Source organism: Haloferax sulfurifontis (genome assembly GCF_014635105.1).
Lineage (GTDB): Archaea > Halobacteriota > Halobacteria > Halobacteriales > Haloferacaceae > Haloferax > Haloferax denitrificans.
On the sequence record NZ_BMCI01000002.1, the window covers coordinates 80,009 to 93,518 of the forward strand.

12 protein-coding genes are annotated in these 13,510 nt (G+C 69.5%); 5 read left to right on the forward strand and 7 right to left on the reverse strand.

From position 1 onward, the window contains the following. Positions 1-81 precede the first annotated feature (81 nt). From IEV64_RS04860 to IEV64_RS04870, 3 genes are all read right to left on the reverse strand, one after another. Entirely contained in the window at positions 82-1,377 is a 1,296-nt protein-coding gene (locus IEV64_RS04860; protein WP_089777103.1) for an O-acetylhomoserine aminocarboxypropyltransferase/cysteine synthase family protein, read from the reverse strand. Between the two features lie 126 nt (positions 1,378-1,503). Then, a complete protein-coding gene (gene metX, locus IEV64_RS04865) occupies positions 1,504-2,751 on the reverse strand; it encodes a homoserine O-acetyltransferase MetX (protein WP_188423327.1) in 1,248 nt (415 codons plus the stop codon). Further along, positions 2,748-4,061, reverse strand: coding sequence for an O-acetylhomoserine aminocarboxypropyltransferase/cysteine synthase family protein (locus tag IEV64_RS04870; RefSeq protein WP_188423328.1), 1,314 nt, complete (start codon positions 4,059-4,061; stop codon positions 2,748-2,750). Before IEV64_RS04870 ends, metX begins: the two co-directional genes overlap by 4 nt. Before the next feature lie 193 nt (positions 4,062-4,254). Between IEV64_RS04870 and IEV64_RS04875 the strand changes: the two genes are divergently transcribed. The 4 genes from IEV64_RS04875 (at position 4,255) to ligA (ending at position 8,857) form a co-directional block, all read left to right on the forward strand. Next, positions 4,255-4,902 carry a helix-turn-helix domain-containing protein gene (locus tag IEV64_RS04875; RefSeq protein WP_188423329.1) on the forward strand — a complete coding sequence of 216 codons (648 nt, stop codon included), beginning with the start codon at positions 4,255-4,257 and terminating at the stop codon, positions 4,900-4,902. A 96-nt stretch (positions 4,903-4,998) separates the two neighbouring features. Continuing rightward, positions 4,999-6,351, forward strand: a complete 1,353-nt coding sequence (locus IEV64_RS04880; RefSeq protein WP_188423330.1) for a cytochrome P450 — start codon at positions 4,999-5,001, stop codon at positions 6,349-6,351. Positions 6,352-6,445: 94 nt separating this feature from the next. Further along, positions 6,446-6,664: a DUF6199 family natural product biosynthesis protein gene (locus IEV64_RS04885; RefSeq protein ID WP_007274669.1), complete on the forward strand. Its 219-nt coding sequence runs from the start codon at positions 6,446-6,448 to the stop codon at positions 6,662-6,664. A 93-nt stretch (positions 6,665-6,757) separates the two neighbouring features. After that, positions 6,758-8,857, forward strand: coding sequence for an NAD-dependent DNA ligase LigA (ligA, locus tag IEV64_RS04890; RefSeq protein WP_188423331.1), 2,100 nt, complete (start codon positions 6,758-6,760; stop codon positions 8,855-8,857). Between the two features lie 67 nt (positions 8,858-8,924). On the opposite strand, the gene IEV64_RS04895 is transcribed toward ligA, so the two are convergent. From IEV64_RS04895 to IEV64_RS04905, 3 genes are all read right to left on the reverse strand, one after another. Beyond that, positions 8,925-9,848 carry an ABC transporter permease gene (locus IEV64_RS04895; protein WP_007274667.1) on the reverse strand — a complete coding sequence of 308 codons (924 nt, stop codon included), beginning with the start codon at positions 9,846-9,848 and terminating at the stop codon, positions 8,925-8,927. Further along, positions 9,845-10,825, reverse strand: coding sequence for an ABC transporter ATP-binding protein (locus tag IEV64_RS04900; RefSeq protein WP_188423332.1), 981 nt, complete (start codon positions 10,823-10,825; stop codon positions 9,845-9,847). Before IEV64_RS04900 ends, IEV64_RS04895 begins: the two co-directional genes overlap by 4 nt. 132 nt (positions 10,826-10,957) lie before the next feature. After that, positions 10,958-11,233, reverse strand: a complete 276-nt coding sequence (locus IEV64_RS04905; protein ID WP_007274665.1) for a DUF7967 family protein — start codon at positions 11,231-11,233, stop codon at positions 10,958-10,960. A 105-nt stretch (positions 11,234-11,338) separates the two neighbouring features. On the opposite strand from IEV64_RS04905, the gene IEV64_RS04910 reads away from it, so the two are divergent. After that, complete coding sequence (locus IEV64_RS04910) at positions 11,339-11,875, forward strand: VIT1/CCC1 transporter family protein (RefSeq protein ID WP_007274664.1); 537 nt, start codon at positions 11,339-11,341, stop codon at positions 11,873-11,875. A 17-nt stretch (positions 11,876-11,892) separates the two neighbouring features. Here IEV64_RS04910 and IEV64_RS04915 read toward each other — a convergent pair whose 3' ends face one another. Continuing rightward, positions 11,893-13,416, reverse strand: a complete 1,524-nt coding sequence (locus IEV64_RS04915) for a methyl-accepting chemotaxis protein (protein ID WP_188423333.1) — start codon at positions 13,414-13,416, stop codon at positions 11,893-11,895. Between the last annotated feature and the right edge of the window lie 94 nt (positions 13,417-13,510).

A 13,510-nucleotide genomic window follows, 5' to 3' on the forward strand; every position in this document is an offset into this window, starting at 1 on the left:
ACGCCGCCGCCGATGCCAATGTCGATGCCGACGACGACGCCGATGCGGCGACCGGGAACGACTCGCCCGCGTCGGGCGCGCTCAGTTCGACGCGGCGCGAATCGCCTGGTCGAGGTCGTCGATGATGTCGTCGACGTCCTCGATACCGACCGACAGGCGGACCATGTCGGGCGTGACGCCCGCGGCGGCCTGCTCGTCTTCGGTGAGTTGCTGGTGGGTCGTCGACGACGGGTGGATGACGAGCGTCTTCGCGTCGCCGACGTTGGCGAGGAGCGACGCGAGTTCGACGTTGTTGACGGTGCCCTTGGCGGCCTCGTAGCCGTCGGTGAGGCCGAAGGTAATCATGCCGCCGTAGCCCCCGTCGAGGTACTTCGAGGCCTCCTCGTGGGTCTCGTGGGATTCGAGGCCCGGGTAGTTCACCCACGACACCTTCTCGTGGTCGTCTAAGAACTCCGCGACGGCCTGGGCGTTCTCGCAGTGCGCGCGCATCCGAAGCGGGAGCGATTCGAGCTTTTCGAGCGTCTGCCACGCGTCGAACGGCGACTGGGCGTTGCCGAGGTCGCGCAGGCCGCGGGCGATGGCGGCGTAGGTGAAGCCGGCGGGACCGAACGTCTCGTCGAAGTTGACGCCGTGGTACGCCGGGTTCGGCTTGGCGATTTCGGGGTAGTCGTCGGCGTACTCGTCCCACGGGAAGGTGCCGCCGTCGACGAGGATGCCGCCGATGGTCGTGCCGGCCCCGTGAATCCACTTCGTCGTGGACTGCCAGACGAGGTCCGCGCCGTGTTCGATGGGGTTGCAGAGGTAGGGCGTCGCGAACGTGTTGTCCACGAAAAGCGGGGTTCCGTGGTCGTGGGCGACCTCGGCGATGGCCTCGATGTCGGGCGTCACGAGCGCCGGATTGCCGATGGTTTCGAGGTGGACGAACGCGGTGTCGTCGTCGATGGCCTCCTCGTAGGCGTCCACGTCGAGGGTGTCGACGAACCGGGTCGTGACGCCGCGGCGCTCGACGGTGTGGGTGAGGTAGGTGTAGGTCCCGCCGTACAGCGACGACGCGGAGACGATGTTGTCGCCGGCCGAGGCGAGCAGGAAGGTGGCGAGGTCGAACGCGGCCATCCCGGACGACGTGGCGACCGCGCCCACGCCGCCTTCGAGCGAGGCGAGGCGCTCCTGCAACATCCCGACGGTCGGGTTCATCAGCCGCGAGTAGATGTGGCCCGGCTTTTCGAGGGCGAACTGCGCGGCCGCGTCGGCGGCGTCCTCGAAGACGTACGAGGTGGTCTGGTACAGCGGCGGGGCGCGCGCGCCCGTCGCGTCGTCGGGGCTCTGTCCGGCGTGGAGGCTCCGCGTGTGGAAGCCCGGGCTGTCGTCGTCGCTCATACCTCGACCGTCGAATCGAACGGGGGTAAAGCGGGGTGTCGGTCGCAATTCCCGCCGGCTTCTGCGACGCGGGACCGACGCGCAAGCCGAAGAGCGCCGGGCAGAAGCCGGGACGACACCCGCGCCTCAGCGCGAAAACAGCGAGGAGTGGACCGGCGCGAAGTCCTTCTCGTCGTCGGGTTCGCCGCCGTCGGGTGCGGTGTCGGTCACCGCGCGGCCCGCGACGCCCTCGTCGACGAAGTCGCCGAGCGGCGGCCCGACTTTCTCGGGTTCGACGAGGAAGGCGTCGTGGCCGTGGTCGGACTCGACGACGTGGTGGGCGACCGGCGCGTCGACGCGGCGGAACGCGCCCGCGAGCGACTCCGACTGCTCGGTCGTGAAGTGCCAGTCGCCGGTGAAAGAGATGAGAAGCGCCTCGCCCTCGAAGGCGGCGAGCGCGGCCGCGTCGGACTCGTAGCCCTCCGAGAGGTCGAAGTCGTCCATGGCGCGCGTGAGGTACAGGTACGCGTTGGCGTCGAAGCGCTCGGCGAACTTCTCGGCCTGATAGTCGAGGTAGGACTCGACCTCGCGGTACGGGAAAAACGAGGCCGCGGGGTCCGAGGGGAAGGCGTCGCCGCGGTCGCCGCGGCCCGCGGAGCGCCGGCCGAACTTGCGCTCCATCGAGTCCTTCGAGAGATACATCAGGTGGCCGAGTTGGCGGGCGAGGCCGAGGCCCGCGTCGGGCGAGGGGCGCTCTTCGCCGTAGTAGTCGCCGCCGTTCCAGTTCGGGTCCGAGGTGATGGCGCGGCGGGCGACGGCGTCGATGCCGAGACACTGCGAGTCGAGGCGGGCCGCCGAGGCGACGACCGCGAGGCGCTCCACGTCGTCGGGGAACTGCACGGCCCAGTCGAGGGCGTTCATGCCGCCGACGGAGCCGCCGACGACGGCGTGTAAGCGACCGACGCCGAGGTGGTCGAGCAGGCGGCGCTGGGCGCGGGTCCAGTCGTGGACCGTGACCGGCGGGAAGTCGGTTCCCCACGGCTCGCCGTCCGGGCCCTCGCTCGCCGGGCCGCTCGTGCCGTAACACGACCCCGGGACGTTCACGCAGATGACGTAGTAGTCGTTCGTGTCGAGCGCCTTGCCCGGCCCGACGATGTCGCCCCACCACGCGCGGGCCTGTCCGGAGACGCCCGAGTCGGTGCCGTGGCCGGCGACGTGCTGGCTCCCGGTGAGGCCGTGACAGACGAGGACCGCGTTCTGCCCGTCGAACTCGCCGTAGGCCTCGTAGGCGACTTTCAGGTCCGGCAGTATCTCGCCCGACTCGAACTCGTGTTCGCCGATGTCGACGACGTCGGATTCAACCCGGCGACCGGGCGTGGTTCGCGTTCGGCTCATTTCTCCTCCGAGTCCCCGTTGGCCTGCTGACCCAAGGCGCGTTCGATTGCCTGGTCGAGGTCGGCGATGATGTCGTCGGCGTCCTCGATGCCGACAGACAGCCGGAGCATGTCGGGTGCGACGCCCGCGGCGCGCTGTTCGTCCATCGAGAGCTGGGCGTGCGTGGTCGACGCGGGGTGGATGAGAAGCGACTTCGCGTCGCCGATGTTGGCGAGGAAGCTCACGAGGTCGACCGACTCGCAGACGGTTTTTGCGGCCCCGTAGGCCGCCTCGTCGTCCTCGCCGTCGAGGCCGAAGGTGACCATGCCGGCGTAGCCGCCCTGCAGGTACTCCGAGGCGAGGTCGTGGGTCTCGTGGTCCTCGAAGCCGGGGTAGGTGACCCACGCGACGCCGTCGCGGTCGCGGAGGAACTCGGCGACTCGGCGGGCGTTGTCGCAGTGGGCGCGCATCCGGAGCGCGAGCGTCTCGACGCCCTGAAGCGTCTGCCACGCGTCGAACGGCGACTGGCAACTACCGGTGCTCCTGACGGCGCGCTGGCGGACGGCCTCCGCGAAGGCGCGCTCGCCGAACCGCTCGACGAAGTCGACGCCGAACGCGGGGTTCTCGCCGGAGAGTTCGTCGTAGTCGGCCGCGTCCCACGGGAAGGTGCCGCCGTCGACGACGACGCCGCCGACGGTCGTGCCGGAGCCGTGGAGCCACTTCGTCGTCGACTCCCAGACGATGTCCGCGCCGTGTTCGATGGGCCGACAGAGCGCGGGCGTGGCGAACGTGTTGTCGACGACGAGCGGGACGCGGTGCTCGTGAGCGACCTCCGCGATGGCCTCGAAGTCGGGCGTCTTCAGCGAGGGGTTCGCCACCGTCTCGACGTGGACGAAGGCGGTGTCCTCGTCGATGGCCGCCTCGTAGGCGTCGACGTCGAGGGTGTCGACGGTCCGGGATTCGATGCCGCGCCTGACGGCAGTCTTCGAGAAGTACGAGGCTGTGCCGCCGTACATGTCCTCCGAGAGCACGACGTTGTCGCCGACGGACGCGAGGACGGTCGTGAGCGCGTCGAGCGCGCCCATGCCCGAGGCGGTGGCGACCGCGTCGACGCCCGCTTCGAGGGCGGCGAGGCGGCGTTCGAGGATGCGAGTCGTCGGGTTGGAGATGCGGGAGTAGACGTCGCCGTCGGCTTCGAGGGCGTACAGGTCCGCGGCGTGGTCCGCGTCGTCGAAGACGTACGACGTGGTCTGATAGAGCGGCGGGGCCCCTGTCGCCGGGTCCGGGTCCTGTCCGGCGTGGAGGCCGAGCGTGCGGAAGCCTCGATTCATGTATCAGGTGCATAATCTTCGACGAACGAATAACCGTCAGTTACGGCAAGCGTTGCCCGTGGTTGGCGGCGGGGAGCGGTGCGGAGCGGCAGGGACCGACAGCCAACGACCGACGACCGACGGAGAGGGACAAACGGGGACCGCGTCGGAGAGTAACTTGCATACCTCGGCGGCGCGAGAGGGGAACTAACGCATGAAGTGTCTCCGGGCCCACTTCGACGCCGAGGAAAACCCGTTCGGGAGCCCGTACGACGTGTTCGCGGTCGACGGCCGCCACCCGTGCGGAGAGCTTCGTGACCTCCGGCTCCGGCCCGACGGAACCGTGGTCGAACTCTGCGTCCTCGAAGACGCGCCGCCGGACATCGAGGCCCGGCTGGCCGACCACCCCGATATCGTCGACTTCGACGCCGACGAGACGGCCGACGGCGGCGTCGTCTGTCACGTCCACCTCGTCCCCGACGACGCCGTGCGACGGTTGCTCGAACTCGTCGACGAACACGACCTGCTTTTGGACATGCCGATTCGGCTCACCCGCGAGGGCGTCGTCGTCAACGTCCTCGGGAGCCACGCGCAACTCACGGGCGCGGTCACATCGCTCCCCGATTCGCTCACAGACGCGTTCTGCGTGGGCGGCCTCTCGGACTACGAGCCGGTCCGCGGCGGCGTCCGTCTCACCGCCCGCCAGCGCGAAGTGCTCGACACAGCCGTCGAGCGCGGCTACTACGACATCCCGCGTCGGGTGTCGGTCGAGGAACTCGCCGCGGAACTCGACTGCTCGCAGAGCACCGCCTCCGAACACCTTCGGAAGGTCGAATCGCGCGTGATGAACCGCCTCGGGTGACCACCGCCGTCTCGTCGCCGACTTGGTGGGCCACTATATAAAGGACCGGTCGGCATCGGCAGTAGCACCATCTCGGTGCCGGTCGTCTCTCTATCCATGTCAGAAGCGACGCAAGGCAGTCGAGAACGGCCGCCGAGTCCGCCGTCGAAGCCCGTGGTTCACCACACCCTCCGGTACGCGGACGACCCGCTGACGTTCGTCACCGAGGTCGCCCGCGAGTACGGCCCGGTCGCGGAGTACGACATCGGGGGCATCTCGTTTTACCAGCTGAGCGACCCCGAACTCGTCGAGCACGTCCTCGTGCAGGAGAACCAGCGGTACGTCAAGGGCGAGCTGTTTCAGGAATCGCTCGGGACGGTCCTCGGCGACGGCCTGCTCACGAGCGAAGGCGAGTTCTGGCGACAGCAACGCCACCTGATGCAACCGGCGTTCCTCCCGCAGATGCTCCGGCGATACAGCGAGGTGATGGTCGAGTACACGGAGCGCATGCTGTCGTCGTGGGAGGACGGCGAGACGCGCGACATCCACGCGGACATGATGAGCCTCACCGTCGAAATCGCCGCGAAGACGCTGTTCGACGTGGACATCCGCGAGGAGGAGTCCGCCGTCGGCGACGCTCTCGAAACCGTCATGGACTACTCGTCCACCTCGATGAAGCGCCCGGTTGACGTGCCGCGGTGGCTCCCCACCCCGCGTAACCGCCGGTATCAGCGGGCGCTGGACGACCTCACCGAGGTCGTCGGCCGCATCGTGACGGAACACCGCGACGGGGACCCCGACCCCGAGGCCAACGACGTCGTCTCGCTCCTGTTGACGTTCCGCGACGACGACGGCGAGCCCCTGTCGGACGAGGAGATACGCGACGAACTCGTGACCGTCCTCCTCGCCGGCCACGAGACGACCGCGCTGGCGCTCACCTACACGCTCCACCTCCTCGGGACGAACTCCGAACAGGCGGCGACGCTCCGCGGGGAACTCGACGCCGCCCTCGACGGCGAGCGCCCCGGCTTCGGCGACCTCGACGACCTGAGCTACACCGAGCAGGTCGTCAAGGAGGGGATGCGCGTCTACCCGCCGGTGTGGGAACTCATCCGCGAGGCCGCCGAACCCGACACGGTCGGCGGCTACCGCGTCGAACCCGGACAGACCGTCGCGGTCCAGCAGTGGGTCCTCCACCGTGACCCGCGGTTCTACGACGACCCCCTCGACTTCCGGCCGAGTCGGTGGACGAAGGACTTCGAACGCGACCTCCCGAAGTACGCCTACTTCCCGTTCGGCGGCGGCCCGCGGCGGTGTATCGGCGACCGCTTCGCCATGCTGGAAGCGCGCCTCGCGTTGGCGACGATTGCTCAGTCGTGGACGGTCGATCCGACCCACGACCTCTCGTTCGACCCCTCGATTACCCTCCGGCCCGAGGGGTCGGTCGAGATGGTCGTGAACCGGCGGTAAGCGTCGGCGGGGCCGCGTCGGTCTGTTCCCCGCAGTCTCAACGCGCTTCGACCGTCGCCAACACCCTTATTCTCCGAGGCCGTGGACCGGTTCCATGGCCGGAGACTTCCTCCTCGTCGCCGCCCTCTTCCTCGCCGTCGGCCTCCCCGCGGCGGCGTTCCCCTACCGCGTGTCGAAACTCGGCGAGCGGGTCGATGCCATCGGGAGCAAGACCCCGAAAGACGAGGTCGAACCCGCCGAGTGGAACGTGACGCTCACGCGGTTCGTCGGCGTCTTCATGTCCGCGCTCGGGGTCGCCTACCTGTTCGCGTGACGCGGGTCGGCACGAGCCGTCGCCGCCGGCCGCACCGGCCGACCCGCCACCACCCCAGAGCGTTTACCCGCCGTCCGGCCGACACCCGAACCAATGAGCGACGCCGATGTCGACGCCGAGTCGAACCCCTATCTCCGCGACCCGCCGACCGAGTTCGAGCCCGCCGAGTCGCTCTCGCGCGAGGCGGCCGAGGAGCAGGCCGCGCTCCTCCGCGAGGCCGTCAGCGAGCACGACCACCGCTACTACGTCGCGGCCGACCCGCTCGTCTCCGACGCGGCCTACGACGCGCTGTTCTCCCGGCTGGTCGCGCTCGAAGGCGCGTTCGACCTCGACACGACCAACAGCCCGACGAACCGCGTCGGCGGCGAACCCATCGACGCGCTGGAGACGGTCGAGCACGTCGCGCCCATGCTCTCTATCGACCAGAGCACCGAGGCCGCCGACCTCCGGGAGTTCGACGAGCGCGTCCGCCGCGAGGTCGGCGACGTCGACTACGTCTGCGAACCCAAGTTCGACGGCCTCTCGGTCGAAGTCGTCTACGAGGACGGCGAGTTCGTCCGCGCGGCCACCCGCGGTGACGGCCGACGCGGCGACGACGTGAGCGCGCAGGTGAAGACGATTCCGACCGTGCCGCTGTCGCTCCGCGGCGACCACCCCGACCGACTCGCCGTCCGCGGCGAGGTGTACATGCCGAAGTCCGACTTCAGCGACCTCAACGCCCGGCGCGTCGAGGCCGGCGAGGACGCCTTCGCCAACCCCCGGAACGCGGCCGCCGGGACGCTCCGCAACCTCGACCCCTCGGTCGTCGCCGACCGCCCGCTCGCGGTGTTCTTCTACGACATCCTCGACGCGAGCGCGCGCCCCGACAGCCAGTGGGCGGCGCTCGACCGCCTGCGCGAGTGGGGCCTCCGCGTCGCCGACCGGGTCGAGCGCGCCGCGGACGTAGAGGGAGCCATCGACTACCGAAACCGGATGCAGGCCGCCCGCGACGACCTCGACTACGAAATCGACGGGACGGTCATCAAGGTGGACTCGCGGGAGGCCCGCGAGCAGTTGGGCGAAAAGAGCCGCTCGGTCCGCTGGGCGTTCGCCTACAAGTTCCCCGCGCGCCACGAGGTGACGACCGTCCGCGACATCGTCGTGCAGGTCGGACGAACGGGCCGACTCACGCCGGTCGCCATCCTCGACCCCGTCGACGTGGGCGGCGTGACGGTCTCGCGGGCGACGCTCCACAACCCCGACGAGATAGCCGCCCTCGGCGTCGCGGTCGGCGACCGCGTCCGCGTCAAGCGCGCCGGCGACGTGATTCCGCAGGTGGTCGAGGTCACCGAAGACGGCGGCGGGAGCTACGAGTTCCCCGACGAGTGTCCCGTCTGCGGGAGCGCGGTCGACCGCGACGGCCCGCTGGCGTTCTGCTCGGGCGGGCTGTCGTGTCCGGCCCAACGGGAGGCCTCCATCGGCCACTTCGCGGTCAAGGGCGCGATGGACATCGACGGCCTCGGCGAGGAGCGCGTCGCCCAACTCGTCGACGCGGGCCTCGTCGAGACGGTCGCCGACCTCTACGACCTGACGGCCGACGACCTCGCCGAGTTGGAGGGGTGGGGCGAGACGAGCGCCGAGAACCTCGTGGCCGCCGTCGAGAACGCCAAGCATCCCTCTCTCGACGCGTTTCTCGTCGGCCTGAGCATCCCCGAAGTGGGCGAGGCGACCGCCCGCGGCCTCGCCCGCGAGTTCGGGGCAATCGAGGCGTTCCCCATCGATGCCGACGCCGAGGACGGCGAGTTCGACGCGTTCGAAGAACGCCTGACGACGGTCCCCGACGTGGGCGAGACGGTGGCGCGTCGCGTCCGCGACTTCTTCGAGAACGAGGACAACCGCGCCGTGATTCGCGCGCTCCTCGACCGCGGGGTCGACCCCGAACCCGTCGAGTCCGGCGGCGACGAACTCGACGGCCTGACGTTCGTCGTGACCGGAACGCTCGCCGCCAGCAGAGGTGACGTGAAGGAACTCGTCGAATCGCACGGCGGCAACGTCACCGGCTCGGTCTCGGGCAACACCGACTACCTCGTCGTCGGCGACAAGCCCGGCCAGTCGAAGCGCGACGACGCCGAGGCGAACGACGTGCCGACGCTCGCGGAAGCCGAGTTCGAAGAACTGCTCGCGGAGCGCGGCGTGGCGTATCCGCCGGAATAGAACAGTCGGAAGTCGGCGTCACCGAGACGGGCGCTGGCGCGACCGCCTCGGGGGCAGTACGTCGGCCTCAGAGGTCAGCCTTCTCGAACGCCCAGTAGCCGAGGAGCGGCGGGACGACGACCCACGCGAGGAGGATGGCGAGGATGAACGGCCCGGTGAAGTAGAACGGAAGCGACTCCGAGAACGCCGACTGAACGGTGAGTCGCTCGGCGAGACCGGCCTTGAACAGGCGGGCGGCGACCGCAGGGCCGTACAGTTCCGCGACCAGCGTCTCGTAGGCCCGAAGCGGGTTCAGATACTTGATGAACAGTCTCATCTGGACGATTTGCGGCGCGGTCAGCGCGGTGAGACCGAGCTGTTCGACGACCCAGTTGACGAGCCGCGGGACGCCCGTGGCGACCGTCGACCAGAGGACGGCGAAGATGAAGTACAGCCCGACGGTGCCGAACAGCGCCTGCCGCTGGGAGGCCGAGGTCGCCGAGAGCCAGACGCCGATGGAGACGAACGCCGTGGCGAGGAGTCCCGAGAGGGCCACCTGTCCCGCGTAGGAGACGAACATGACCTGCCCGCCGGTGAACAGCATCGCAAAGAGGGCGACGACGAAGCCGACGAGCATCGAGATGATGACGACGAGCGTGCGGCCGACGAGCTTTCCGAACACCACGTCGCGCCGGGAGTTCGGAAGCGACAGCAGGAGCTTGATGGTGCCCGACTCGCGCTCGTCGATGAGCGATCCGTGGGCCGTCACGAGCGCGATGAGCGCGAGGACGAACCCGAGCATACCCGCGTACGAGAAGTTGAACAGCCCGCCCGGCGCGGTGGTGAGGCCGAACAGCGTCTCGGAGTTCGCGCCCGCGCCGGAGAGCAGGACGCCGTAGAACAGCGCCGTCGACCCGCCGATGAGGAGGGCGAAAAACAGCGTCAGGCCGAGGAGCCACCGCGACCGGAGGGCGTCGCGGAAGTCCTTGCGCGCGACGGATTCGAGCGTCACGCCGCCACCTCCGGTTCGTCGGCCGAGTCGTCGCCCTCGGTGTACGCGAGGAAGATGTCTTCGAGCGACGCCGAGTCGGTCTCGAAGTCGGTGACGGTCGCGCCGCCGGCCTCGACGGCCTCGATGACGCGGGTCTTGGCGTCGTCGGTACAGCCGACGACGAGGCGGTCGCCGTCGGTCTCGACCGACGAGACGCCGTCGAGCGCGCGGACCGCGTCGAGGTCGGCGTCGCCGTCGACGTCGATGCGGAGAATCGCCTCGGCGTCGACGCGGTCGCGGAGGCCCTCGATGGTGTCCTCGGCGATGAGTTCGCCGTCGCGCATGATGCCGACGCGGTCGCAGACGGCTTCGACCTGTCCGAGCACGTGGCTGGAGAAGAACACCGTCGCGCCGCGGTCGGCCTCGGCGCGGACGATGTCGCGCATCTCGCGCGCGCCGGCGGGGTCGAGCCCGGAGGAGGGCTCGTCGAGGACGAGGAGGTCGGGACTGCCGGCGAGCGCCATCGCGAGCGCGAGGCGCTGGGACATCCCCTTGGAGTAGCCGCCGGCGCGGCGGTCCGCCTCGTCGGCGTCTAAGCCGACGCGGGAGAGCAGTTCGTCGGGGTCGTCGTCGGCTTCCTTGGACTCGATGGCGAACTCGACGTGTTCGCGCCCGGTGAGTCGGTCGTACACCTCGTAGCCCTCGGGGAGCACGCCGGTCCGACGCCGGACGGCCACGCTCTCGGCCTGCGCGTCGTGTCCGAGCACGCGGACGGACCCGCTCGTCGGGCGGGCGAAGTCGAGAAGCATGTTGATCGTCGTCGATTTTCCGGCACCGTTGGGACCGAGGAACCCGAAGACCTCCCCCTCAGCGACGGAAAACGAGAGGTCGTCGACGGCGGTGACGGCGTCGGTATCGGACGACGGGAGGAGGGAATCGAACAGTCCCTCGTCGTCTTCGAACCGTTTCGTCACCCCGTTCAGTTCGATGGCGGCCATGGGCGGGCCTGCGTCGCACTGCCTTAAAGTGTTTTAGGTGCGAAAATCACGGGCGATAACATTCCGGGTCGAAATCGGCGGTCGCCGGACGCTCACCTCGCCGCCGTCGGGCGGCTCGGACCCCTCGTCGGCTCAGACCTCGTCGTCGGGCTCGTGGGAGTCGGCCATCTTCGTCGCCTCCGTCGCGTACCGCTCGCGCAGGTCGTCGTCGGCCACGGGTTCGAGGTTCTCGGTCGGCGCGTCGATGGCGGCGGTCACGGTCATCCGGCGCTGGTGCATCACGGCCGCGGCGAGCTCCTTCCGGAGTTCGTACTCGCCGTCGGGCGTCGCGTAGATGAGGATGATGAGGTCCCGGTCGTCGTAGGACCGCTCGACCAACCAGAGCCGCGTCGTGTCGTCGTCGCTCATGGGCCGTGGTTCGGCCGGGGTTCCCTTACGCGTGCCGGCATCGAACCACGGAGCGTGCCGCGACGCCCCCGCCGTTTATTCACTCCGCAAGCGTAGGGTTCCGCCATGTTGGAGACGTTGCTCGGCGACGACGTGGAGTCGTCGGGCCGATACTTGCCCGAACTCATCTACGGCGCGAACGACGGCATCGTCACGACGTTCGCCGTCGTCGCCGGCGTCGCGGGCGCGTCTTTGAGCCCGGGCATCGTCATCGTCCTCGGGTTCGCCAACCTGTTCGCCGACGGCTTCTCGATGGGGATGAGCAACTACCTCGCCGAGCGCTCGGAGGAGGACTACCACGACGCTCGCGGCGACGGCCACGCCCGGACCGACGGGAAGACGCCCGTCAGGACCGCCGCCACGACGTTCGCCGCCTTCATCGTCGCCGGGTGGGCGCCGCTTTTTCCGTACGTGTTCCGGGTCGAGCCGCTGTTTCCCGTCTCTATCGCCGTCACCGCCGCGGCGTTCTTCGCCGTCGGCGCGAGTCGGAGCCTCGTGACGAACCGCTCGTGGCTCGCTAACGGCGTCGAGATGTTCGTCGTCGGAATGGCGGCCGCCACGGTCGCCTACGTGGTCGGGAACCTCCTCGCCGGCGTCGCCTGAGCGGACCCCCGTCCACGTCAGGCAGACCGGCTCCCGGTCAGTTCCTCGACCTCGGTTGCGAGCGACGACAGCGCCCGCGTGCTCTCGTCGGTCGCGGTGACGATGCTGTCGACCGCGCCCTCGGTCTCGACGGTCCGGTCGCGCACGTCCTCGATGGTCGCGGTCAGTTCCTCGACGGCCTCGGCCTGCTCGTCGGTCGCGCGGGAGACCTCCGCGACGCCGTCCGCGGCGGTGTCGATGGAGGAGGCGATCTCCTCGAAGGCCGCCAACATCTCGGAGATGCGGTCGTCCGCGTGCTCGATGCGGTCGTTGGACTCCGTCGCCGCGTGGACCGCCTCGTCGGTCTGCGACTGGATGTCCTCTATCTGCGTGGTGATGTCCTCGGTGTGCTGGCGCGTCTCGTCGGCGAGCGACTTGACCTCCTCCGCGACGACGGCGAACCCGTCGCCGTCCTCGCCGGCGCGGGCGGCCTCGATGTTCGCGTTGAGCGCGAGCAGGTTCGTCTGTTCGGCCACCTCGGAGATGACCTCCACGACCGCCTCGATGTCGTCCATGCGGCCGCCGAGTTCGGTCACGCGCTCGACGAGTTCGTCGCCCATCGTGACGACGCTCTCGGTCGCCTCTCGCGCCTCGCTGTTGGCCTCGCGGCCCGCGGCGGTCGCTTCCCGCGCCTCCGAGGCCGCCGTGTCGACCTCGTCTGCGGTCGCGGCGACTTCCTCCATCGTCGCGCTGAACTGTTGCATCTGGGTCGCGCCCTCGTCGAGGAGGTCGCGCTGTTCCTCGACGTTCTCGACGATGGCGTCGGCCGCCGACGCCGCCCGCGTGACCGCCGCGGTCGCCGTCTCCGTCTCGTCTTCGACGTTCGACGCCAGCGTCGAGAGGTTCCGCGCCGTCTCGTTGACCGCGTCGACGACGAGATACAGTTGGTCGTCGACCGTGCCGCGCTCCGCTATCGTCGCCCGCGCGTCGAGGTTGCCCCGGCTCAGTTGGGTCAGCGTCGACTCGACCTCGGAGACGAGCGCGGCGACCTCGCGGTGGCGCTCGACCTCCGCCGTCCGGTTGCGGACGGTCTGGAGGACGCCGACGAGCTCGTCGCCCTCGTAGAGCGGCATCGCGGTGTGCCGGGCGTGACAGTCGTCGCCGCTCGCGTCCGTGAACGTCTCTTCTGCGGCGTAGAGCAGGCGGTCCGGGTCGTCGAGTTCCACGCCGTCGAGCGACGCGGCGTCGCGGGGGCTGTCGAGGACCTGCCCCGCGAGCACGCGGGCCGCGGCGTTGCCGTAGAAGGTCTCACCGAGGTCGCGGCGGCCGAGCGCGGCGTCCGCGGACGTGCCGGTCAGCGACTCGACGCCCGAGTTCCACGCCGCGATGCGGCCCTGTTCGTCGAGGACGAACGCCGGAAGCCCGACGCCGTCGAGGAGCACGTCGTCGTCGACGTTCAGGTCGGGCGCGTCGGCGGCGGAGCCGGCGACGATTCCGCCGTCCGGTACCGGAGCCTGCCCGCCGAACCACGAGCGGACGCGAGAGAGTATACCAAGTGACATTAGAGGCCACGTTTCAGAGCATCACAGGAGTATCTTTCGAGCATTTTATCAAAACAGATAATCAGAAGACACCAAGGCGGCGACGCGCCCGACG